Here is a 22,772-nt window from a genome sequence, read left to right as displayed (position 1 = left end):
ATGAAAAAAATATTAGTCGCCAACCGTGGCGAAATCGCAATAAGAGTCATGAAAACTGCCCAAAAAATGGGTATTAAAACAGTTGCAGTCTACTCTACTGCAGATCGTAATGCACCTCATGTAAAATTTGCTGACGAAGCTGTTTTAATTGGTGAAGCTCCTTCTAACCAATCTTATTTATTAGGCGAAAAAATTATAGAAGTTGCAAAACAACTTAACGTAGACGGAATACATCCTGGTTATGGATTTTTAAGTGAAAATGCAGACTTTGCAGAGCTTTGCGAAGCTAACAACGTTACTTTTATTGGTCCAAAATCGTACGCCATTAAAGTCATGGGTAGCAAATTAGCTGCAAAAGATGCTGTTAAAGCATACGATATTCCAATGGTACCTGGTACTGACCAGGCTATTACAGATATTTCTGAAGCTAAAAAAATAGCGCAAGGTATTGGTTTTCCTATTCTAATCAAAGCATCTGCTGGTGGTGGCGGTAAAGGTATGCGTATTGTAGAGAAAGAAGCCGATTTTGAATCACAGATGAATCGCGCCATTAGTGAAGCAGTTAACGCGTTTGGAGATGGCTCTGTGTTTATTGAAAAATATGTAGCCTCTCCTAGACATATCGAAATTCAAGTAATGGCAGATACACATGGTAATGTTATTCACCTTTTTGAACGCGAATGTAGCATACAACGTCGTCATCAAAAAGTAGTAGAAGAAGCACCAAGTGCTGTATTAACTCCTGAGTTAAGAGAAAAAATGGGGCAAGCAGCTATTAAAGTAGCCAAAGCTTGTGATTATGTTGGTGCCGGTACAGTCGAATTTTTATTAGATGATCAACATAATTTTTATTTCTTAGAGATGAATACCAGATTACAGGTAGAACATCCTGTAAGCGAAATTATTGCTGGTGTAGATTTAGTAGAACTTCAAATACAAGTTGCTCGTGGCGAAGTACTTCCGATAAAACAAGAAGATTTAAAAATAAATGGTCACGCTTTAGAGCTTCGTGTATATGCTGAAGATCCTTTAAACGACTTCTTACCTAGCGTTGGTCACTTAGAGCAATATCAAATTCCTATTGGTGATGGTATTCGTGTAGATAACGGTTTTGAAGAAGGTATGGACATTCCTATTTATTATGACCCAATGTTAGCCAAATTAATTACTTATGGTAAAACACGTGAAGAAGCCATACAAATTATGCTTAAAGCTATTTCAGAATATAAAGTAAAAGGGATAGAAACCACTTTACCTTTTGGAGCATTTGTTTGTCAACATGAAGCGTTTACCTCTGGAAACTTTGATACACACTTTGTAAAAAAATACTATTCGCCAGAAGCCTTACAGCAACAAACAGAAAAAGAAGCTAAAATAGCCGCTTTAATTGCTGTAAAACAGTATTTAGAAGATCAAAAACAATTAAGAGTACCAACTAATTAATATGAGTTTTATGTCATTTTGCACGCTTGTGCTTAGCGCAATCAAAGTAAGAAGTGGTATCTAATAATTTAAAATAGATGCTGCATCGTAGCGTAGAATGACAAAAAAAGATAAAATTTCAATTATGGAATCTAAAATAAAAGAATTAAACGAAAAACTTGAACTTGCCAAATTAGGAGGCGGACAAGTAAGAATAGATAAACAACACGAAAAGAAAAAACTAACCGCTAGAGAACGTATCGAATACCTAATGGACGAAGGTTCTTTTGAAGAAATCGGTGCTTTAGTCACACATCGTACGGTAGATTTTGGCATGCAAAACCAAAAGTTTTATGGTGATGGTGTCGTAACTGGTTACGGTACAATAGATGGACGTCTTGTCTATGTATTTGCACAAGACTTTACTGTTTTTGGTGGTGCGTTATCAGAAACACATGCCGAAAAGATTTGTAAAATCATGGATATGGCACTTAAAGTTGGTGCACCATTTATCGGTCTTAACGACTCTGGTGGCGCACGTATCCAAGAAGGTGTTAGATCGCTTGGTGGTTATGCAGATATTTTTCACCGTAATGTAAAAGCATCTGGTGTTATTCCGCAAATTTCAGCAATTATGGGACCATGTGCTGGTGGTGCAGTATACTCTCCTGCAATGACCGACTTTACCATGATGGTAGAAGATACAAGTTACATGTTTGTAACAGGTCCAAACGTTGTAAAAACGGTTACTAACGAAACCGTTACTAGTGAAGAATTAGGTGGCGCAAGTACACACAGTACAAAATCTGGTGTAGCACATACAACTTCTGCAAATGATATTGAATGTTTAGAAGATGTTAAACGTCTACTAAGTTATTTACCACAAAGCAACTTAGAAAAACCTAAAGATCTTCCTTATGATTTAGGTGAAGAAACGCGCGAACAATTAATGAATATTATACCAGATCATGCTAGTAAACCTTACGACATGCACGAGGTAATTAACGGTATTATTGATGAAAATTCCTTTTTTGAAATTCATAAAGATTTTGCCGAAAATATCATTGTTGGTTTTGCTCGTATTGGAGGAAAAAGTGTTGGTATTGTAGCTAATCAACCTTTATTTTTAGCAGGAGTTTTAGATGTAGATAGTTCGCGTAAAGCAGCACGTTTTACTCGTTTTTGTGATGCCTTTAATATTCCGCTATTAGTATTAGTAGATGTCCCTGGTTTCTTACCTGGTACAGATCAAGAATGGAATGCGATTATTGTACATGGTGCAAAATTACTGTATGCATTAAGTGAAGCAACTGTACCAAAAGTAACGGTTATTACACGTAAAGCTTATGGTGGCGCTTATGATGTAATGAACTCTAAACACATTGGTGCCGATTTAAATTACGCTTGGCCAAGTGCAGAAATTGCTGTAATGGGTGCAAAAGGTGCTAGTGAAATTATTTTTAGAAAAGAAATTAAAGCAGCAGATAATCCTGAAGAAAAGCTGTTAGAAAAAGAAGCAGAATATGCAGATCTTTTTGCTAATCCTTATAAAGCAGCTGAACGCGGATTTATAGACGAAGTGATTTTGCCAAAAGATACCAGACGTAAATTAATTAAAGCGTTTACCATGTTGGAAGACAAAGAAGAAGTATTACCTAATAGAAAACATGGTAATATTCCATTATAATAAAAAAATAAGCCACGCATAATCTGCGTGGCTTTGACTTTAACGTATTTTCCCTACTCACACACACAATTAAAGTCTCTTTATAAAATAACATTATTTAAAATGATATAAGGCTATTTAATCTTACTTAAGGGTTAAGACAAATTAAAACACAATTTTGTTAATTGCTATTGATTTGTCCGAAAGTGTTGTTTTAACAAAATATACATTCTGATTTTTTCTAATAGCATTTACTGTAAATATCATTGAATTTATATATTCTTCTTCAAAAACCTTTTTACCTAATACATCAAAAATTACTATACTAACAATATTAACGTTAGAACTTATCTGCAAATCTTCATTAGAATTACTAAAGATCTTTACTGAATTATCTTTATTAAAATCGGCAAAATTTTGAATTCCTAAAGTTTCTGAATTTAGATCGGTTTCCCAAACGCCTCTACCGTATGTTCCTGCTCTTAATTTATTTGTTGGATAAAATATTTCTAAGTCTCTAACTGAAGCGTGAGGTAAATTAGTCATATATGGTTGCCAAGACGTTGCATCATTATTTGTAATATAAACACCAACATCTCCTCCAACATAAATTTCGTCTGTTGTACTATTATTTCTGTATACTAAAGTATTCATAGGTACATTTGGTAAACCTGCAGAAATATTAGTCCAAGTTTGTCCGCCATCTATTGACCTAAAAACTTTGGTTCCATCTTCATAACCAGAGTAAGTTACCCATACTTTGTTAGGATCTGTATTAGACACTGTAATATTAGATAAAGCAACAGAAGTTGGTAAAGATCCAGAAACATCTGTAAAAGTATGACCAGAATCTGTTGATTTAGAAATTGCATCAAATTGTACCGTGTATATTATTGATGGATTACTTGGTGCTACTACAAACTCTTTAATACTTCCTGATCCTGAAGGTGTACCCAAAGCGCTCCAGTTATCTCCTTGATTAGTTGAAGTATATAATGTTGGTGTTCCTCCTGAATATAATTTTAGATGATTTACAGGATCCATTTTAAATGGACTATAAAAATCAATTCCATTAGGCAATCCTGTTTGAATATCATCTTTAGTTTCTGGGATAGTACTATAATCAATACGACTATATTTACCTTCTACATATTGAACATATATTAAATTATCATTTGTATAATCAATAAAACATTCACCTCCATCTCCTCCATTTATGCCATACCAGTCATTGATAACGGATGTGTTAAGAATAGTTCCGTTATCTTGTTCTCCGGCTACTATTTGAGTTTCAAAATTACTAGACAACCCTAGTTTTACTACTTGACCAATAGCTAAATTACCACTAATATCAGTCCATTGATTACCATTATCTGTAGATTTAAATATTCCACCATCATTACAAGAATACATTGTAGAAGAACTACCAGGATGATAGGTTATTTCGTGGACATCTGCATGAATTTCTCCTGAATCCCATACAGATACATTTTCCCAAGTAGTACCGCCATCAAATGATCTCCAGTGGTTTACACCACCTATTGTGATGTTATTAGGTTGTGTAGGAGAAGCGACTATTGATAAATCAAAAAAAGCTTGACCGCCAGAGTCAGATCCATCGGCTTCATATCCTAATAAGTTTGGTGATGTAGACATAGCAGTAAATGAATTACCGCTGTCTGTAGATCGGTAAGTACCCATATAAGATTGGTTAGTAGATTCTCCTATAAGTGCATAAACATAGCTATCATCTCCTGATGTTACTGCTAATGCTATACGAGAAATATTAGAGGTAGGTAAACCATTAGTTATTTCTGTCCAAGTATTTCCAAAATTTGTAGATTTAAAAAATTTTGTTCCTGCTGCGTAAATAGTATTTGCGTTTAGCAAACCTGGTTTAAACTCCATATCCTTTAAATCTGGAAAACTTCCATCAATATCTGTAAATGTATTAGTATTCCAACCATCTGTTGTAATCCATGCTCCTACATTACTAGCTACTATCATTCTTGATGGATTGTTTGGATCTATTAATAATTTAGATAGCTTCCAACCGTTTGCAGCATCGATAACCAAACTTGTAGTATTCCAAGTATTACCTCCATCTGTAGATTTTAAAATTCCTATACTATTCCTATTACCCTCAAGATCTCCTGTTGCTAAATACATTATTTGAGAATTTGTTGGATCTATCGCTAAATCTGAACAACCTATAATTGTTAAAAAGTCTGTATTAGTTGTCCAAGAGGATCCTCCATCTGTAGACTTCCATAAACCACCATCTGGTGCTCCGACATACATTATATTAGAATTATTTGGGTCAAAACGTAAAAAATTAACACGTCCTGCTCCTGTACCTGTGTATGGTAATGGTCCATCTGCTGGACCTATTGGTCCTAACTGAGTCCAATTGCTGGTAACTAATGATGATGTTGATGAAAAAGATCTTTCTGAATTGTTAGATCTTCTTAATAACCATGTCATGTAATTATCATAAGTTGTTGTTGGTAATGTTATATCTCCTGTAGGGTATACCCTTGGAGCCATATAATCTTCCCAACGTTTAAAAGGTTTATAACCTTTTCCTCTTTCTGGTGTTTTACCACTCCAGTAGTTATAAAAATCTTCTTGAATTTGATAAAAGGTAGCGTCTTGGTTATTATTCATTTTAGTCCAATTAACGTCCTTTGTTGCTTTTGATTGAGAAAACATCAATACTGTAAAAAGTAAAAAAGTAAGATTGTAGATTTTTTTCATGCAAAGTAAATTTATATTAGCATGCCAAATATCTTTACTTAATAAATGTTAGTAAAATTTTTGACTACTCACTAACTACGCAGTTGAAAAAAACAGTTTAAATTGGTTGATTTTGAGATGTTTTAAAAGTTTTATTTAAATAATCTAAAAGAACTATTTGTTTATTTTTTAAATCTATTTTTTTACTAATTCTATAGCGTTTACTTTCTATAGCTCTTGTTGATGTATTTAAAAAGCCTGCAATTTCTTTATTTTTAAAACCTACATAAATATAATAACAGATAACAATTTCTGATTCGTTTAAATTTGGATGTAATTGCTTCATTTTTGAAAAAAACTGAACATTTGTTTCATTTAAAAGTTCAAGGTAATTTTCTTCTTTTGACAAAAATGTCGATGAGTTTAAATGTATATTTTTATACAGTTCTTTTATTTTTTCTTTTTGAGTCTCTTCATTATTAATCGAAGAAATTAATTTTATCTCTTTTTTTAATTCTGTTATATATTCATTTAAACCACTAACTTTTAGCTTTAATTTTTCATGATTGTTTGTCAATAACGAAAGTTCTTCATCACTCTTGTTATGTGCTAAAATTTTTTCTTTTATCTTTTTAAATTTTACTATTACAAAACCAACTAATCCCACAAGCATTAAAGTTAATAACACAATAATGTAATTTTTCTTTTTTTTAATTTCAGTTTGAGATTCTAATTCAGTCTGTGTTTTTATAAACTCGTCATTTATTTTAATACTTGCATCTAATTCCTTTTTTAACTGATAGTCTTTAAATAAGCGTAAAGAATCTTGATATGCATCACGATTGGTTACTTGATTTAAAGTATTATAATAATCATATTTTAATTTAAAATAGTTACGTATATCACTATCATTCATATCTAATCGTAATGACTCAGCTTTACTTAAGTATGTAGCTACAGAATCTAGATTTTTTTTGTAAAGATAAAATTGAGCAAAATCTTGATATAGAGTAACAATATGTCCATTATAAAACGATTTTATTATAGTAGTATCATTTTTTAATGTTTTTAATTGATTGAAAGAACTGTAAGCTTCAGGGATTTTATTTAAATTAATATAATTTGAAGTAAGCATAAATAATGCATACAACTGATAATATTTGTCTTCTTTTAAACTCTTATAATAGTCTAATTCTTTTAATAAAATATCATTACTTTTTAGATAGTTTCCTTTATTAAACTCTATATAAGCCAACATTTGTGTTACCTCTGCTAACCCATATTTATTATTATCTAGTTGGTAGTATTTTTTTGCTTCTTCTAAATATGCTTTTGCTTTAACAGTATCTTTTTTAATGCGATATAGATTATAAAATAGCTCTAAGCTACTCATCCCTGCTACCTCATAATTCTTTTCGATCTTTGCAAATTTTAAAGCAAATCTAAAATTGTGATATATAAGGGTTTGATTGTTTAACTCATCACTAATAATGCCTCGAAGTTTATAATATTCTGCTAAATTTCCTTTTATATTCTGATTTAAAGGCTGTTTTATTGAATCTAAAAACTGGCTTGATAATTTAGGACTTGTACCGATATATGTTTGTGCAGAGTCTATATATTTTAAATAATCTTTATTGTCTACTTGAGCTATAATATTAGTCAAACAGAAAAAGAATAGAATATATATAGTATTACTTTTTAGTCTTTTTTTAAGCATTAAAATAATATTGAAAATAAAGTGATGATTATTAAATTATAATGGCATTAGTTAATTTTGGAAACACAATTTACTAAAGATTTTTACTTTTAAAACCAACACGTTAAATAAAAAATACCGATGATAACATCGGTATTTTTTAACACTTAATTTTAAATTGATAGACTAAGCTTCACAGCTAGCACAATCTTTCTTTTGTTTAAATTTTTGTGCAGCATTCATACTATGCTGGTAGTAAAGCGATTTTAATCCTAATTTCCATGCTGTAACATGTATTTTATTAATCTCTTTTACTGGCATATCTGGATGAATAATGATATTAACAGACTGTCCTTGATCAATATGATTTTGACGGTTTGCTGCTTGATAAATAATATCCATTTGGTCTATTTCAGAATAAGTTTTAAAAACATCTTTTTCTAATTCTGATAAGAAATCTAAATGCTGTACAGATCCGTCGTTATCTCTAATACTTCTCCATACTTCGGTTGTATTTTTACCTTTAGATTCTAATAAATCTTCTAAATAAGAGTTTTTAATAGTGGTTTTAATCTTAGCGATATCTTTTACATAAATATTTGACCAAATTGGCTCAATACCTTGTGATACTTGACCTAAGATAAATGCAGAAGATGTTGTTGGTGCTACCGCATTTAAGGTTGCATTACGTCTTCCGTAACCTTTTAATACTTTTGGTTCTCCAAATTTTTCTGCTAACTCTTCTGAAGCTTTGTAAGATTTTTCTTTAATCACTTTAAAGATCTCACTGTTTAAACTAAAAGCTTCTTGACTGTTAAATGGTAACATTTTAGATTGTAATAACGAGTGCCATCCTAATACACCTAAACCTAAAGAACGGTTTTCTTTAGCAAAGTTGTAGGCGCGCTCCATAAACATAAAGGTTTGTCTATCATCACGATTAGGAGAGTCTCTGTATACTTCTAATTTTTCAACAAATTCAGTAATAACTGCATCTAAGAAGTATACCATAGTTTCTACTGCATCTGTATCTTTCCATTTATCATAGTGTAATACATTTACAGAAGATAATACACATACAAAAGACCAGTCGTCATTTGATGGTAACATAATTTCTGTACATAAGTTACTTGCATAGATTGGTAACTTTTTGTCTTGGTAAACATCTGCTGCATTGTTATTAGCATTATCTGTAAAGAAAATGTAAGGATAACCCATTTCACCTCTACGTTGTAATACTTTTGCCCATGTGCTACGCTTGTCTACATCACCATCTATCATTTCTTGCATCCATTGGTTGGTAACAGTTACACCATGTGTTAACTCTTGTATTGGGTTACCTTCTGTACCAATTTCTAAGAACTCATTAATATCTGGATGCTCTATTGGTAAGTATGGCGAAAAACGTCCACGTCTTACTGACCCTTGACTAACAACATCTACCATAGATTCAAATAACTGCATGATATGTACTGCTCCAGAAGCATAACCATTGTTTTTTACTTCAGATCCACGATGTCTTATTTTTCCAAAGTAGCCAGAGGTACCACCTCCTAATTTTGACATCATTCCTACTTCTGATTGTGAGTAAAGTATGTTACCCATATCATCATCTACATGCGATCCAAAACAGCTAATTGGTAAACCTCTTTCTTTTCCAAAGTTTGACCATACTGGTGATGCTAAAGAAAAGTATCCTTCTGACATGTAGTTATAAAACTTATCAGAATAACCAGGTATTTGTAAAATTTGTTCTGCTCTATCTGCTATTTCTCTTATACGCTGTTCTGCGCTTACGCCTTCAGTTAAGTAGCCTGCTGCTAAAAACTGTCTACTATGATCTGTTAGCCACTTAAATCCTCCTGTTCCAGAAGTTTTTATTTGGTTTAACGACTTTTTTCTTGCATCAATTAATGGGTTAGCTTCCGTTTGTTTTTCTTGGTTTGGAGCTTCCTGGGTCTGGTTTTTATTTTGTTCTATCATTTAAAAAAGGTCATCACTGGTTATACTTTGGGTTCTTTTACTATAGTTTATAGAGCGCTTTACAAAAAAGTCGCCATGTTTGGTTCCGATAATTTCATCGTCAAACCATTCTGTTTCTGCTAGTAGTTTTTCGTCTACTTCAAATATTTTATCAATACCTATGCTTTCTAAGGAGTTGTTAAATCTGTTTTTTATAAACTCATTAACCACTGCTTTTGGTAAAAAGTCAATTTCTCCTTTTTCAAAAATCCAGTCTACTATTTTGCTTTCAGACTCAAAAGACTCAAGACACATATCTTTTATCATTTGCTCGTATGCTGCATCAAACCATTCTGGATTTTCGTCTTTTATAATTTTTATAATATCAATTCCAAAATCTCCGTGTATTTGCTCTTCTTTAGAAGTTGCTTCTACCACGTTAGATATTCCTTTTAATACGTTTTTATGCTTGTTAAACGCCATGATAATTAAGAACTGTGAGAATAGAGACACGTGTTCTATAAACAATGAGAATAACAAGATAGACTCTGCATACTCTTGGTTATCTTCACTTTTTGCGTTTTTTAGTGCAGTTTCAAGATACTGCACACGTTTCATAATCACAGGTTTTTTCTTTAAGGTTTTAAACTCATTGTTTAATCCTAAAATTTCTAATAAATGTGAGTATGCATCATGATGTCTTACTTCACTTTCTGCAAATGTTGCGCCTACAGATCCTATTTCTGGTTTTGGCATACGGTGATAAATATCTCCCCAAAACGATTTTACTGCAACTTCTATTTGAGAAATAGCTAACATTGTATTTTTAATCGCACTACGCTCTACTTCATTCAATCCTGCTTTAAAATCTTGAATATCGCTTGTAAAGTTAAACTCTGTATGTATCCAATATGAGTGTCTTATTGCTGGAACATATTCGTATAATTGTGGATACTCATATGGCTTAAGGTTTATACGTTTTTCAAAGATATTTGTCTTACGCTTTCTGGCTTGTTCATCTCTATATAATATGTAGGCTTTTGCTACATCTAAAAAATGACTTTCCATTAAAGCATTTTCTACTGCATCTTGAACAGTTTCTACCGTAGGAATGTAATTTGGATCATTCTCTTTATGCTTTAAAAGGCTAGTTTCTACTAGTTGAGATACACGCTCTGCATCTTCTAAACTCCCGTGTTCTAAAGCGGTCATCGCTTTTAGAATCGCATTGGTAATCTTACTAAGCTGAAAAGGTACAGTCGTAAAATCCCTCTTGATAATGTGATTAATTTGCATGATGGTAATTGATTTTTTTTGTGTCTTAAAAGGATTATAAAATTGCGATTTTATTTCGAGCGTATTCAAAAAATACCATTTAGTTTTTCCACATAATTATCAACAATTGGTTATCCCTTACTATTGCTGAAATGATAAAAATTCACTGTTAATTTTTTGTGAAAAAAACTTAAAAACCGAAGTTTTTATCGGTAAATTTTAAGGGTAATAAAACGCTAAATAGATCATTTTTGACTTTTGAAGTTGAAATAATTTACGCTGTTTTGCTTAGCTTATTTTTTAAAAATTAACATTCTATTATCATTATAAAATATGACACCTTTTAAGCATTAGCTAATTTTGCAAGATGCAAAACTCTAACCCTGCTTTTAAGAATGAATTTGTAGCATTAATGGCATCTTTAATGTCTATTGTTGCATTAACCATAGATGCATTATTACCTGCTTTACCTAACATTGCCGAAGATTTAAATATTACTGATCCTAATAGTACACAATGGTTAATTACCATGATATTTTTAGGAATTGGTTTTGGGCAGTTAATATTTGGACCGTTGTCTGATAGTTACGGTCGTAAGCCTATTGTTTACATAGGCTTTTTTATTTTTATTATTTCTAGTATTATCTGTGTTACTACAAAAAACTTCGAAATGATGTTGTTTGCTAGAGTATTACAAGGTGTTGGGTTGTCTGCGCCAAGGACAATATCTATTGCTATGGTTAGAGACTCTTTTAGTGGAGATTTTATGGCAAAACTGCTATCTGTAATTGTTATGTTTTTTATTCTGGTACCTGTTATAGCGCCTACTTTTGGTCAAATACTTTTAGAATGGTTTGATTGGCGTGCTATTTTTAATGCTAATCTTATATTTGGATCTGTTGTTATGTTATGGTTTTGGAAACGTCAACCAGAAACATTAGATAAAAGTAAACGTATTAAATTTTCTCCTAGCATTTTTATTACTGGCACAAAGGAGTTTTTTAAACACAAAGAAGCAGTAGCTTTTACTTTGACCTCTGGTTTTATTACTGGATCTTTTATGGTGTATTTAAGCACTTCACAACAGATTTACCAAGATCAGTATAATTTAGGCGAATTGTTTCCTTACTTTTTTGCTAGTACTGCGTTGTCTATTGGATTATCTACCTTTACTAATAGTAGATTGGTTATGCGTTTTGGGTCGCGTAACATTGCATTTTATGCTACTGTTGCCTACTTTTTAATCTCAATTTTATATGTCATTTTATTCATATCTGGAAACAACCCAAGTATCGGAGTTTTAATTTCTTTTTTCTTAATTCAGTTTTTTGCTGTTGGGTTTATTTTTGGTAATTACCGTTCTTTAGCAATGGAGCCTTTAGGGCATATTGCCGGTATTGGCGCCGCAATTAACGGGTTTATATCTACAGTTATGGCGGTACCAATTGCTAACTACATTGGTAGTTTTGTACACACATCTGTACTTCCGTTATTTATAGGGTTTTCTGTATTTGGTTTACTATCGTTAATAACCTTTTATGTACTAAAATATAGTACCCAAAGAAAATTAGTTTAATAAATTTATTACAATATTTTCTACTGAAGAAATTATATACTGCACACCTATTGATATAACAATAAAACCAATAATTCTTGATAGAGCGTTAATACCAGACGCGCCTAAAAACTTTACTATAAAATGTGCACTTTTAAGTATTAAATATATTGCAGTGGTAACAAGTAGTACTGCAGATAGGATTATTAAAACGTCTTTAGTTAATGTATACTCTTGATTGTAGGTTATCAATAAAGATATTGTTCCTGGTCCTGCTAACATTGGTATTGCTAATGGCGTTAAGCTAATAGCGTCTCTATTATGTATATCTTCTTGTACACGTTTGCGCTTCATACCTTTATGTTCTCTAAATTTACCTGTCAATAAAGCAAAACCCGAAGAGGTTATAATTAATCCACCTGCTATTTTTAGTGCATTTAATGTAATACCAAAAAACGATAATATATATTGTCCTGCAAAAAAGGATAAAAACAGAATAATTAATACATCTAAAGCAGTCCATAACGCAATTTTAGCTCGTTCTTTTTTAGCGTGTTCTTGCGTTAATCCCACAAAAACAGGTACAGTCCCTAAAGGATTAATAATAGAAAATAATGCGCCAAAAGCAATTAAAAATAAGTCCATTGTTTTTTCTGCAAATTCACTCTATTTTTTAATGGCTTAAGTTATCTTAAACTTAAATCATCTTTAAAAGTAGGTTAACTACAAAAAGCCATAATTCAGTTTTAAACATCTAAAAACAAGCGGCTTAAAACCGTTTTTACAATTACTTAACTTAGTAACATTAGCGTAAAATTTAATTAATCTAAGCATTAATTTAAGTTAACTTATAAAGAATAATGTCAGAGTAGTTTTGTTCAAAATCAAATTTTAAACAACCTTAAAATGAACACATTTAAACAACTATTTTTACAATTTAGCTTAGTAGCTGCTGTTGGGAGCTCTTTCTTTGCATGTGATGGCGAAGATGGATTAAACGGTCAAGACGGACAAGATGGTCAAGACTTTACGCCTACAGAAACCATTTTTTCTAACAAATCTTCTTTAAACCCGTTAGTAAATATTAACCCTAATTTTAGTAATGTAAATGCTTACTCTTTAATTAGCTCTACAGACGTATTATCTAACGGTTTCCGTTTAGTTGGCGCACAAGATGGTGCTGGATTTTTAAAAGATGGAGACGAATATATTTATGTTGTTAATGCAGAAGATGATTATAGTGTATCTAGAATTCGTTTTGATCAATACATGAATCCTATACAAGGTGAATGGTTACTTAACGCTGGTGTTGCAGATTATGCAAGACAATGTTCTGGTACTATGTGGGAAGCAGCTGTACATGGTGGATCTCAAGATTTATTCTTATCGGCTTCAGAAAGTATTTCTTACGATGTTAAAGGTATTGACCCTTGGATTGAAACTCCTACGCCTACTGCAGATTTTGGATTAGATGCTTTAGGTGAATTTTCTTGGGAAAATGCTGTGCCATTACCTCAAAATGCTTACGCTGGTAAAACAGTAATTATTGGTGGTGATGATGACTCTAGCGGATCTGAAGGTCAAGTAACTATGTACTTATCAGAAAACGGTGATGCAGATTTAGATAATGGTAAAATTTACGTTTTAAGATTTAAGCAAATTTCTAACGGATCTGGCGGCGTACAAGACGTAGCTGCTAACACTGTATATAACGAAGGTGACTTAGATTTTGGCACGACTTACGATGTAGAGTTTGTAGAAATTGTTAACGGTGCTAGCTTAACTAAAAACGAAATGGAAACGGCTTGCTCTAACGTATACGCCTCTCAATTTATGCGTGTAGAAGATGTAGACTACCAAAAAGGAAGTGATGATAACGGACGTAACGTATACTTTGCTGTTACAGGTCGTGGTCCAGGACAAGGAACTTACAACGATTGGGGAACCGTTTATAAATTACAATTAGATGCAGACAACCCGTTACAAGGTCAATTAACACAAATTGTTAGCGGTAATACAGATACTAACAATATGGATGGAAACTTAGCAACCCTACAAAGTCCTGATAACATTTGTGTTACAGAAAACTATGTATATATTCAAGAAGATCCAAACTCTTTTAGCCGTAACCATGCTGCAAGAATCTACCAAACAGATTTAAATGGTAGCAACCCATTAGCTGTATTAGATTTAAAAATTGAAGCTAATTTAGAACCTAACGGAAGCGATGCATTTTCTGGTGAATTTGGTGCCTTAATTGACATTTCTGATAAAATAGGAGAACCAGATACATTTATACTTAATCTACAACCACATTACTGGAAAAGCAGTGATTTTGTATCTAATAACTTACCACATAACCAAGGTGGACAAATTGTGTTGTTAAAAGGATTACCAAGATAAACTATCTCTTTATTTTAATCCTAAATGAATCTTCACGCCTTGTGAAGATTCATTTTTATTATTTATATCATTTTAGATGAAAACACTTATTCAACTTTCAATTCTTACCACTACTCTACTTTTTATTGCTTGTAAACAGAAAAGCAATAGCGCAACTACAGCAATGAAAACTGTAGATGTTATTACATGGCAAAAAGCTCAAACGTATTACATCCAACATATGGATAAAGCCATAAACTATCTTGACAGCTTAAAACAAGCTAGTGTTAATGGTACAAAATCTAAATACTATTTTGCTAAAGCAAGAGAAGCTTTTAAAATTGCCGAACCTTTTGCGTCTTACCTTAATCCAGAAGTTGGTCATCGTACCAACGGTCCTGCTTTACCTGTTTATAAAGAAGACACTGGTAAAATATTATATCCTATCGGTCTTCAAAAAATTGAAGAAAGTGTATACGAACAAGACATTACAGACAAAGACTTTAATCAAGAAATTAAAATCACACAAGGATTAATGCTAGTTTTAAAAGGCGATATGACCAAACGTCAACTTACACCTCAACGCTTTTTTAGAGCTACACATCAGCAGTTATTTAGACTAATTAGTTTAGCTATTTCTGGTTTTGATACACCTGTTAGTCATCTAGGCATTAAAGAAACAGCAACATCTTTAAATAGCTTATATAAGGTGTATGAGTTTACCCTTCAACCTAGTATTATAAAAAAAGATGCACTTTTAGATCAACAATTTAAAAACAACATCAAAAACGCAATACAGTACGTTGAAAACAACACCAATTTTGATACATTTGATCGTTTTACTTTTACAAGAGATTACCTTAATCCTATTACTACGCAATGGGTAAATATTCGTAAAACTGCAGATATTTGGGAACCAACAACTACAGATCCTTTCAATTTTGATGCTCCTACTTTTTTTGAAAATAACAGCTTTAATCTTAATCATTTTACTGCTGTTAATAATCGTAATCCTTCTAAAGCTCAAATTGACTTAGGTAAAAAGTTGTTTTATGATCCTAATCTATCGGCTAATCATAATATGGCTTGCGTGACTTGTCATTCACCAAATAAAGGATATGCAGACGGATTGACAACTAGTCTTGATAACAATGGTAAACCTTTAGATCGTAATACACCAACCTTAATTAATAGTGCTTTTCAGCGTAGCTTTTTTTGGGATGGACGCTCAGAAACGATGATAGAACAAATAGCTTCTGTGTTTTTAAACGAAAAGGAATTTAATACCAATGTTCATCAGTTTTCAGAAGATATCCTTAAAGATTCTTCTTACATAAAAGCATTTAAAGCTGCATATGGAAAAATTCCGAAGAAAAATACTGAAGTTATAAAAGCACTTTCATCTTACATTTCAACTTTAAATAGTTTTAACTCTAGATTTGATCAAAATATTAGAGGAGAAATTAATGATTTTACAGACCAAGAACGCTTAGGTTATAATCTATTTATGGGAAAAGCATTATGTGCTACCTGCCATTTTATGCCTTTAACTAATGGTACTGTACCTCCATTTTTTTCAGAAACAGAAAAAGAAGTTATTGGTGTTCCTAAAACTGCTGCAAATAAAGAAAATGATGACGATTTAGGGTTTTATTTTAAGTATAAAGAAAACTTGCACAAAGGGATGTTTAAAACACCAACCTTGCGTAACGTATCATTAACAGCGCCATATATGCATAACGGCGTTTATGATAGTTTAGAGCAAGTTATGGATTTTTATAATCGTGGTGGTGGTGGCGGACTTGGTTTTGATTTACCTCATCAAACCTTACCTTTTGATGAGCTTAACCTAACCACAGAAGAGCAACAAGCTATTATTGCTTATTTAAAGACTTTAACTAGCGTACCAGAAGACGGTTATTAAGTAATTAATAGTATTGAGATTGCTTCGTCCTTTCGTACTCGTAATAACAACTCATATGTCATTCCGAAGTTTACTTAGTTAAATTTAGGAAGGACTGAAGGAATCTCAATAGTCATTAGCAAGCTATATATAATTAGCACATTATAAACCCAATACAACATTCAGCATTTATTTTTTCTCTAAATTAGTAAGATGAATAAAAACACAATTGCTGAACGTATACTAGATTTTCTTAAAGATTTTCCTCCTTTTGATGCGTTAACTTATGAGCAATTAATAACTATATCTTCTCAAGTTAAAGTATTATATGTAGAGCCTAATCATTTTGTTTTTAAACAAGGAACTAGTATTAAAGATGAATTTTACGTGGTAAAAAACGGTGCAATTGGTGTATATCATGAAAACAAATTAGTAGATCAATGTGATGAAGGCGATATTTTTGGCTTACGTGCCTTAATACGTAAAGATCAATATTTTTTAGATGCTAAAGCTATAGAAGAAAGTATCGTTTACAGTATCTCTTCTACCCTATTGCAAGACATTATTATTAGTAATCCAAAAGCTAACCAATTTATCATGGCTAGCTTTGCAACTAATACGCGTAACCCATACGCAAAAGACGATAAAGGTACTTTATTAGGTAACCTTGAGTTTTTAAAACCTGATGTTTCGGGATTTACAGAAGCACAATCTGCTATATATTCTAAAAACCCGATATGTTGTACTCCAGAAACTAGCATCAAAGAGGCATCTTTAATCATGAAAGAGCACAATGTAGGTTCTATTGTAATTACTAAAAATCAAAAACCTATAGGTATAATTACTGATAAAGACTTACGTAATCAAATTGCTACCGGTATTCATCATATAGACGAGCCTGTAACAACAATTATGTCTTCACCTGTATTATCATTTCCACCAACAATCACGGTTGCCGAAGCTCAAATAGCTACCTTAAAACATCAAATTTCACACTTATGCATTACCGAAGACGGTACTGATCAGTCTAAAATTATAGGCATGTTATCAGAGCATGATATTATTGTTGTTCATGGTAATAACCCAGCAGTATTAATTAAAGAAATTAAACGCGCAAAAACTGCAAAAAGTTTAAAGTATATAAGAGAAAAAGCACAAACGTTACTTAAAAATTATTTAGATCAAAGTTTACCTATGGTGTTTACCGCTAATATTATTTCTGCAATAAATGATGCGGTAACCAAACAGGTTATAGAGTTAAGTATTATTCAGCTTAACCAAAAACCACCAGCCAAATTTGCTTGGTTAGCCATAGGCAGTCAAGGTCGTAAAGAACAACTATTAATGACCGATCAAGACAACGCTTTAGTCTTTAGTGATAAAAATTTACATGAGTCTGATATTGAAACGGCTAGAGCCTACTTTTTAAAATTAGCTAATACTATAAATGACCAATTACATCATATTGGTTTTGACTATTGTCCTGCCAATATGATGGCACGTAACCCAGACTGGTGTTTAACGTTAACCGAATGGAAAGCAAAATTTAATAACTGGATTACACAACCAACACAAGAAAAGATTTTACTTTGCAATATCTTTTTTGATTACAACCTAGTTTATGGTAACAAAAAACTAGTGTATAAAATGTCTAATAGTATTTTTAAATCAATAGAGCAATATGAAATCTTCCTTAATTTTTTAGCTTTAAATGCACTTAAAAATCCGCCACCATTAAGTTTTTTCAGACAATTTTTAGTAGAAGACTCTGGCGAGCATAAAGATCAATTTGACATTAAAAAAAGAGCAATAATGCCACTAGTAGACGCCGCTAGGTTATTAATACTTTCGCATCATGTTAAAGAATTTAATAGTACTATTGCTCGTTACAAAAAGCTACAAGAGTTAGAGCCTCAAAATGCAGATTTATATGATGCCTGCATTAATGCTTTTAAAATTTTGCTACGATTTAGAGCAAATCAAGGTTTAAAACATAAAGATTCAGGTCAATTTGTAGATGTAAAAAGTCTAAGTAAATCAGATCGTTTAAAATTAAAAGGCTGCTTTAAACCTGTAAAAGACATACAAACCTTGATGCAAGTCCGTTTTAAATTATCGCAAATTATGTAGTTATGTGTTGGTTTAAATCAAAAACATATCCCGAATTTTGGAATAGCTATGCCAATAGCTTTCATAAAAAATACAGCCTAGAAGATACACGCTTTGTGGTTTTTGATACCGAAACCACAGGTTTAAATCCTAAACAGGATCGATTATTATCAATAGGTACAGTAACCATCATAAACTTTCAAATTGATGTTGCAGACCAACTAGAGTGCTACATCAAACAAAAACATTTTAATACAAAAACTGTTGAAATACATGGTATTTTAAAAGAAGGATCTCTTCATAAAATAGAAGAAAAGGAAGCTATCAAACAGTTTTTAAAACACATTGAAGGAGCTATTCTTGTAGCGCATCACGTACACTTTGATGTTGCAATGATTAATGAAGCTTTAAAACGCTTAGGCTTGCCTAAACTAAAAAATAAAACGGTAGATACCGGCACTTTATACCGCAAAACCAAATATATTAAAACGGATAAGCATTACAGTTTAGACGATTTGTGCAATAAATTTAATATTACTATGCACGATCGGCATACTGCATCTGGTGATGCTTATTTAACCGCTATTCTATTTTTAAAACTCTGCGCCTTACTTAAAGCGAAAAATAAAAGGCTAACACTAAGGGATGTATTGAGGAGGTATTAGAAATTACCAAGTCTACCCAATTTTACAATTCTCCCTTGATTAAGAGAGTTAATAATATTACGCTCTAAAGAGAGTAATACGGCGTAACAGTCTGATTCTGTTACTGTACACTCGTAAGCAATTTGCTCTGCGAGTATATCTAAATCTACTTCGCCATCTGCTATTGCAGCTGCATAGTACTTCTCAGGTAACGTGATGTCCTGAGGATTTTTGCGCGGTTGCGCTTTAAATTTTATAGCCATAGGCTTTTAAAAATTTAAATTAATAAAAAAACATTTGTCTTAGTACACTTAACACTTTAATAGTGAAGCGCCTAACTGACATTTACAAATATAAATTAAAGGAATTCAATTATAAAGTAAAGTTATAAACACTTATTTGGCGTATATATTTTCTTTATTACATGCGTTTTATCGATAGTTATTTATAAAATTGAGTTATTCATCGAAAATAATGGTTGTTTAACCCAAAAAAGAGTAGTATTAAGACTTATGGTGCGCAAGACTAATACATTGATTTTTATAGGAATAACATAAGATTGTGTATAAGTCTGAGTGTGTATAGGCTAAAAAAACAGATTGATGTTTTGAGATTGCTTCGTCCTGCGTCCTAGCAATGACATTGGGAGGATTGTAATGATAATTAAACCGTGCTTTGTATATCGATTATAGTATCTCAAACATATTATCAAACTATTATTATTTTATTATGTATCAATTAATTAGGTGGTGTTAATTAAATAGTCTATGTTTGCAACTCAATAAAAGATACCTATAGAGGTTTAAGGTAGTATATAGTACAATTAGTTTTACGAGTTTTTCTCTTCTTTCCAATTTTATTTTTCAATTACTTTTCAATAGTGTTTTTAAGTTAATAGATTGTTTATGCAATCTAATTATTAATCTTTAGTATGCTTTTCTTAACTAGGACGTTCTTTATTGTAAACACATTATTAGTAATTTAAAATTAAGTAACGATGCAAGAAGGCACAGTAAAATTTTTCAACAATTTAAAAGGATTCGGATTTATTAAATCATCAGAAACAGGAGAAGACATTTTTGTTCACAACTCTGGTTTAAGAGATGATATTAAAGAAGATGACAAAGTACAGTTTAATACTGAACAAGGAAAAAAAGGATTAAATGCGGTTAACGTAGAAGTAATCTTTTAATCAAAAAAAACATATTTATCTTCTAAGATAAAATTGTAAAAGACCGTTTAAATAAACGGTCTTTTTTTATGCGACTTCTCTCTACAATCGAAGTGACTATAGAATTTTTTTTCTGGTTTAAGGGTAATTTGTGTCTTGTTTAGTCATTAATTAATAGTTATTAAAAAGAGATTGCTTCGCTGCGCTCGCAATGACAATGGGATGTTTATAATAATAAAAAACACCTCCAAAATTGAAGGTGTTTTTGTTTAAATAATCAAATCAATCAAACAATAGTTTGTTAGTTAGTTTGTCTTCTTAGATTAAAAATTTATAAAGCATGATCCATTATATCTTGAACTACTTCTGGATTAAGTAATGTACTAGTATCGCCTAAATTACCAGTGTCTTTACTTGCTATTTTACGTAAAATACGGCGCATGATTTTTCCGCTTCGTGTTTTTGGTAATCCATTTGTAAACTGAATTTTATCTAACTTAGCAATTGGTCCTATTTGCTCAGTGATTAATTGGTTAATCTCTTTACGTAAGTTGTTATGATCACGTCCTTCGCCTGTTTCTTTTAACGTCACGTAACCGTATAACGCATTTCCTTTAATATCATGAGGGAAACCTACAATTGCAGACTCAGCTACTGCTGGATGCTCATTAATAGCATCTTCTATTGGTGCAGTACCAAGGTTATGACCTGATACGATAATAACATCATCCACACGACCTGTAATACGGTAATACCCTACTTCATCTCTTAACGCGCCATCACCTGTAAAATATTTATTATCGTATGCTGAGAAATACGTGTCTTTATAACGTTGATGATTGCCCCAAATAGTACGCGCCATACTTGGCCAAGGGAATTTTATACACAAGCGACCATCTACTTGATTGCCTTTAATTTCTTGTCCGTGTTCATCCATTAACGCTGGTTGAATCCCGATAAAAGGAAGCGTTGCATAGGTTGGTTTTGTTGGTGTTGCAAATGCTATTGGTGTAATCATAATTCCTCCAGTTTCGGTTTGCCACCATGTATCTACTATTGGTGCTTTTTTCTTTCCTACGTTATCATCATACCAATGCCAAGCTTCTTCATTAATTGGTTCGCCAACGGTTCCTAATACTTTTAAAGATGATAAATCGTGTTTTTCTAAGTGGTCTACACCTTCTTTTGCTAATGCACGAATAGCTGTTGGTGCTGTATAGAATTGGTTAACCTTATGCTTTTCTACAATATCCCAAAAACGACCAAAGTCTGGATAACTTGGTACACCTTCAAACATTACGGTTGTAGCACCATTACATAATGGTCCGTAAACAATGTAACTATGTCCTGTAATCCAACCTATATCTGCTGTACACCAATACACATCTTTTTCGCGATATTGAAACACGTTTTTAAACGTGTAAGCTGTATAGACCATATATCCAGCTGTAGTATGCACCATGCCTTTTGGTTTTCCTGTGGAACCTGAAGTATATAAGATGAATAACGGATCTTCTGCATTCATAATTTCTGGTACACAATCGTGATAAGCGTCGTCTAATAAAGGCTGTAACCAATGGTCACGACCGTCTTTCATGTTAATATCACTATTAATTCGTTTTGCTACCAAAACGCTTTCTATGGAATTACAATCTTCTAACGCTTCATCTACAATGCCTTTTAAGTCTATGGTTTTTGCACCACGATACGATCCGTCACTGGTAATAACCATTTTACATTCTGAGTCGTTGATACGCGTTGCTAATGCTGTAGAAGAAAACCCAGCAAAAACTACTGAATGTATCGCACCAATACGTGCACATGCTAATACAGAAATGGCTAATTCTGGAATCATTGGCAAATAAATACACACGCGATCGCCTTTACCAATGCCTTTATCTTTTAATACATTTGCCATACGACACACACGGTCGTGTAATTGGCGGTATGTGATATGTTCTGCTTTTTCTTTAGGGTCGTTAGGTTCAAAAATAATAGCAGTTTTATCGCCTCTTGTATATAAATGTCTGTCTATACAGTTTTCGGTAATGTTTAGTTGTGCGCCTTCAAACCATTTTACTTCTGGTTTGGAAAAATCCCAACTTAACACATTGTCCCATTTTTTTCGCCATAAAAAATGCTCTTCTGCTATTTCTTCCCAAAAAACCTCAGGGTTTCTGACTGATTTTCGGTAGACTTGATAGTATTCTTCTAAGTGTTTGATATGATAATTACTCATAATGCTTAT

At 32.2% G+C, this 22,772-nt stretch carries 15 protein-coding genes; 8 read left to right on the top strand and 7 right to left on the bottom strand.

Features of this window, described 5'->3' with window-relative positions; genetic code table 11:
• On the top strand, positions 1-1,443 hold the full coding sequence (gene accC / locus H574_RS0107095; protein ID WP_027879908.1) for an acetyl-CoA carboxylase biotin carboxylase subunit: 1,443 nt from the start codon (positions 1-3) through the stop codon (positions 1,441-1,443).
• Positions 1,444-1,567: 124 nt separating this feature from the next.
• The gene (locus H574_RS0107090; RefSeq protein ID WP_027879907.1) at positions 1,568-3,109 is read left to right on the top strand and encodes an acyl-CoA carboxylase subunit beta; all 1,542 of its coding nucleotides are present in this window, start codon (positions 1,568-1,570) and stop codon (positions 3,107-3,109) included.
• Between the two features lie 144 nt (positions 3,110-3,253).
• Here the strand turns inward: H574_RS0107090 and H574_RS0107085 are convergent, their stop codons facing one another.
• The 4 genes from H574_RS0107085 to H574_RS0107070 all read right to left on the bottom strand — a co-directional run bounded on the left by H574_RS0107085 (position 3,254) and on the right by H574_RS0107070 (position 10,781).
• Entirely contained in the window at positions 3,254-5,845 is a 2,592-nt protein-coding gene (locus H574_RS0107085; protein WP_027879906.1) for an exo-alpha-sialidase, read from the bottom strand.
• 97 nt (positions 5,846-5,942) lie between these two features.
• Positions 5,943-7,544, bottom strand: coding sequence for a helix-turn-helix transcriptional regulator (locus H574_RS0107080; protein WP_081653189.1), 1,602 nt, complete (start codon positions 7,542-7,544; stop codon positions 5,943-5,945).
• 165 nt (positions 7,545-7,709) lie between these two features.
• Positions 7,710-9,506, bottom strand: a complete 1,797-nt coding sequence (locus tag H574_RS0107075; RefSeq protein WP_027879904.1) for a ribonucleoside-diphosphate reductase subunit alpha — start codon at positions 9,504-9,506, stop codon at positions 7,710-7,712.
• A complete protein-coding gene (locus tag H574_RS0107070) occupies positions 9,507-10,781 on the bottom strand; it encodes a ribonucleotide-diphosphate reductase subunit beta (RefSeq protein ID WP_027879903.1) in 1,275 nt (424 codons plus the stop codon).
• A gap of 346 nt (positions 10,782-11,127) precedes the next feature.
• Between H574_RS0107070 and H574_RS0107065 the strand changes: the two genes are divergently transcribed.
• Positions 11,128-12,336, top strand: coding sequence for a multidrug effflux MFS transporter (locus tag H574_RS0107065; RefSeq protein WP_027879902.1), 1,209 nt, complete (start codon positions 11,128-11,130; stop codon positions 12,334-12,336).
• Here the strand turns inward: H574_RS0107065 and H574_RS0107060 are convergent.
• Positions 12,328-12,960 carry a MarC family NAAT transporter gene (locus H574_RS0107060; protein ID WP_027879901.1) on the bottom strand — a complete coding sequence of 211 codons (633 nt, stop codon included), beginning with the start codon at positions 12,958-12,960 and terminating at the stop codon, positions 12,328-12,330. The two genes, H574_RS0107065 and H574_RS0107060, sit on opposite strands and share 9 nt — an antisense overlap.
• Before the next feature lie 261 nt (positions 12,961-13,221).
• Between H574_RS0107060 and H574_RS0107055 the strand changes: the two genes are divergently transcribed.
• The 4 genes from H574_RS0107055 (at position 13,222) to H574_RS0107040 (ending at position 19,374) form a co-directional block, all read left to right on the top strand.
• Positions 13,222-14,718, top strand: a complete 1,497-nt coding sequence (locus H574_RS0107055) for a PhoX family protein (RefSeq protein WP_027879900.1) — start codon at positions 13,222-13,224, stop codon at positions 14,716-14,718.
• 76 nt (positions 14,719-14,794) lie between these two features.
• Positions 14,795-16,621 (top strand): cytochrome-c peroxidase, encoded by a 1,827-nt coding sequence (locus tag H574_RS0107050; protein WP_027879899.1) that lies wholly within the window; start codon positions 14,795-14,797, stop codon positions 16,619-16,621.
• A 192-nt stretch (positions 16,622-16,813) separates the two neighbouring features.
• Entirely contained in the window at positions 16,814-18,730 is a 1,917-nt protein-coding gene (locus H574_RS0107045; RefSeq protein WP_036227250.1) for a DUF294 nucleotidyltransferase-like domain-containing protein, read from the top strand.
• Between the two features lie 2 nt (positions 18,731-18,732).
• Positions 18,733-19,374, top strand: a complete 642-nt coding sequence (locus tag H574_RS0107040) for a 3'-5' exonuclease (protein WP_027879897.1) — start codon at positions 18,733-18,735, stop codon at positions 19,372-19,374.
• Here the strand turns inward: H574_RS0107040 and H574_RS14030 are convergent.
• Positions 19,371-19,616, bottom strand: a complete 246-nt coding sequence (locus H574_RS14030) for an HU family DNA-binding protein (protein WP_036227298.1) — start codon at positions 19,614-19,616, stop codon at positions 19,371-19,373. The two genes, H574_RS0107040 and H574_RS14030, sit on opposite strands and share 4 nt — an antisense overlap.
• A 734-nt stretch (positions 19,617-20,350) precedes the next feature.
• Here H574_RS14030 and H574_RS0107030 point away from each other — a divergent pair.
• A complete protein-coding gene (locus H574_RS0107030) occupies positions 20,351-20,545 on the top strand; it encodes a cold-shock protein (protein WP_027879896.1) in 195 nt (64 codons plus the stop codon).
• Between the two features lie 310 nt (positions 20,546-20,855).
• On the opposite strand, the gene acs is transcribed toward H574_RS0107030, so the two are convergent.
• Positions 20,856-22,763, bottom strand: a complete 1,908-nt coding sequence (acs, locus tag H574_RS0107025) for an acetate--CoA ligase (protein WP_027879895.1) — start codon at positions 22,761-22,763, stop codon at positions 20,856-20,858.
• Between the last annotated feature and the right edge of the window lie 9 nt (positions 22,764-22,772).

The sequence above is a fragment of the Mesoflavibacter zeaxanthinifaciens DSM 18436 genome, from assembly GCF_000422365.1.
In the GTDB taxonomy this organism is placed as follows: Bacteria; Bacteroidota; Bacteroidia; order Flavobacteriales; family Flavobacteriaceae; genus Mesoflavibacter; species Mesoflavibacter zeaxanthinifaciens.
The sequence above is the reverse complement of the archived record's forward strand: the minus strand, read 5'-3'. Positions and strand labels throughout refer to the sequence as shown.

Coding starts and splice junctions, on each gene's coding strand:
- accC (WP_027879908.1), top strand. CDS start 1: ATGAAAAAAATATTAGTCGCCAACCGTGGCGAAATCGCAATAAGAGTC.
- H574_RS0107090 (WP_027879907.1), top strand. CDS start 1,568: ATGGAATCTAAAATAAAAGAATTAAACGAAAAACTTGAACTTGCCAAA.
- H574_RS0107085 (WP_027879906.1), bottom strand. CDS start 5,845: ATGAAAAAAATCTACAATCTTACTTTTTTACTTTTTACAGTATTGATG.
- H574_RS0107080 (WP_081653189.1), bottom strand. CDS start 7,544: ATGCTTAAAAAAAGACTAAAAAGTAATACTATATATATTCTATTCTTT.
- H574_RS0107075 (WP_027879904.1), bottom strand. CDS start 9,506: ATGATAGAACAAAATAAAAACCAGACCCAGGAAGCTCCAAACCAAGAA.
- H574_RS0107070 (WP_027879903.1), bottom strand. CDS start 10,781: ATGCAAATTAATCACATTATCAAGAGGGATTTTACGACTGTACCTTTT.
- H574_RS0107065 (WP_027879902.1), top strand. CDS start 11,128: ATGCAAAACTCTAACCCTGCTTTTAAGAATGAATTTGTAGCATTAATG.
- H574_RS0107060 (WP_027879901.1), bottom strand. CDS start 12,960: ATGGACTTATTTTTAATTGCTTTTGGCGCATTATTTTCTATTATTAAT.
- H574_RS0107055 (WP_027879900.1), top strand. CDS start 13,222: ATGAACACATTTAAACAACTATTTTTACAATTTAGCTTAGTAGCTGCT.
- H574_RS0107050 (WP_027879899.1), top strand. CDS start 14,795: ATGAAAACACTTATTCAACTTTCAATTCTTACCACTACTCTACTTTTT.
- H574_RS0107045 (WP_036227250.1), top strand. CDS start 16,814: ATGAATAAAAACACAATTGCTGAACGTATACTAGATTTTCTTAAAGAT.
- H574_RS0107040 (WP_027879897.1), top strand. CDS start 18,733: ATGTGTTGGTTTAAATCAAAAACATATCCCGAATTTTGGAATAGCTAT.
- H574_RS14030 (WP_036227298.1), bottom strand. CDS start 19,616: ATGGCTATAAAATTTAAAGCGCAACCGCGCAAAAATCCTCAGGACATC.
- H574_RS0107030 (WP_027879896.1), top strand. CDS start 20,351: ATGCAAGAAGGCACAGTAAAATTTTTCAACAATTTAAAAGGATTCGGA.
- acs (WP_027879895.1), bottom strand. CDS start 22,763: ATGAGTAATTATCATATCAAACACTTAGAAGAATACTATCAAGTCTAC.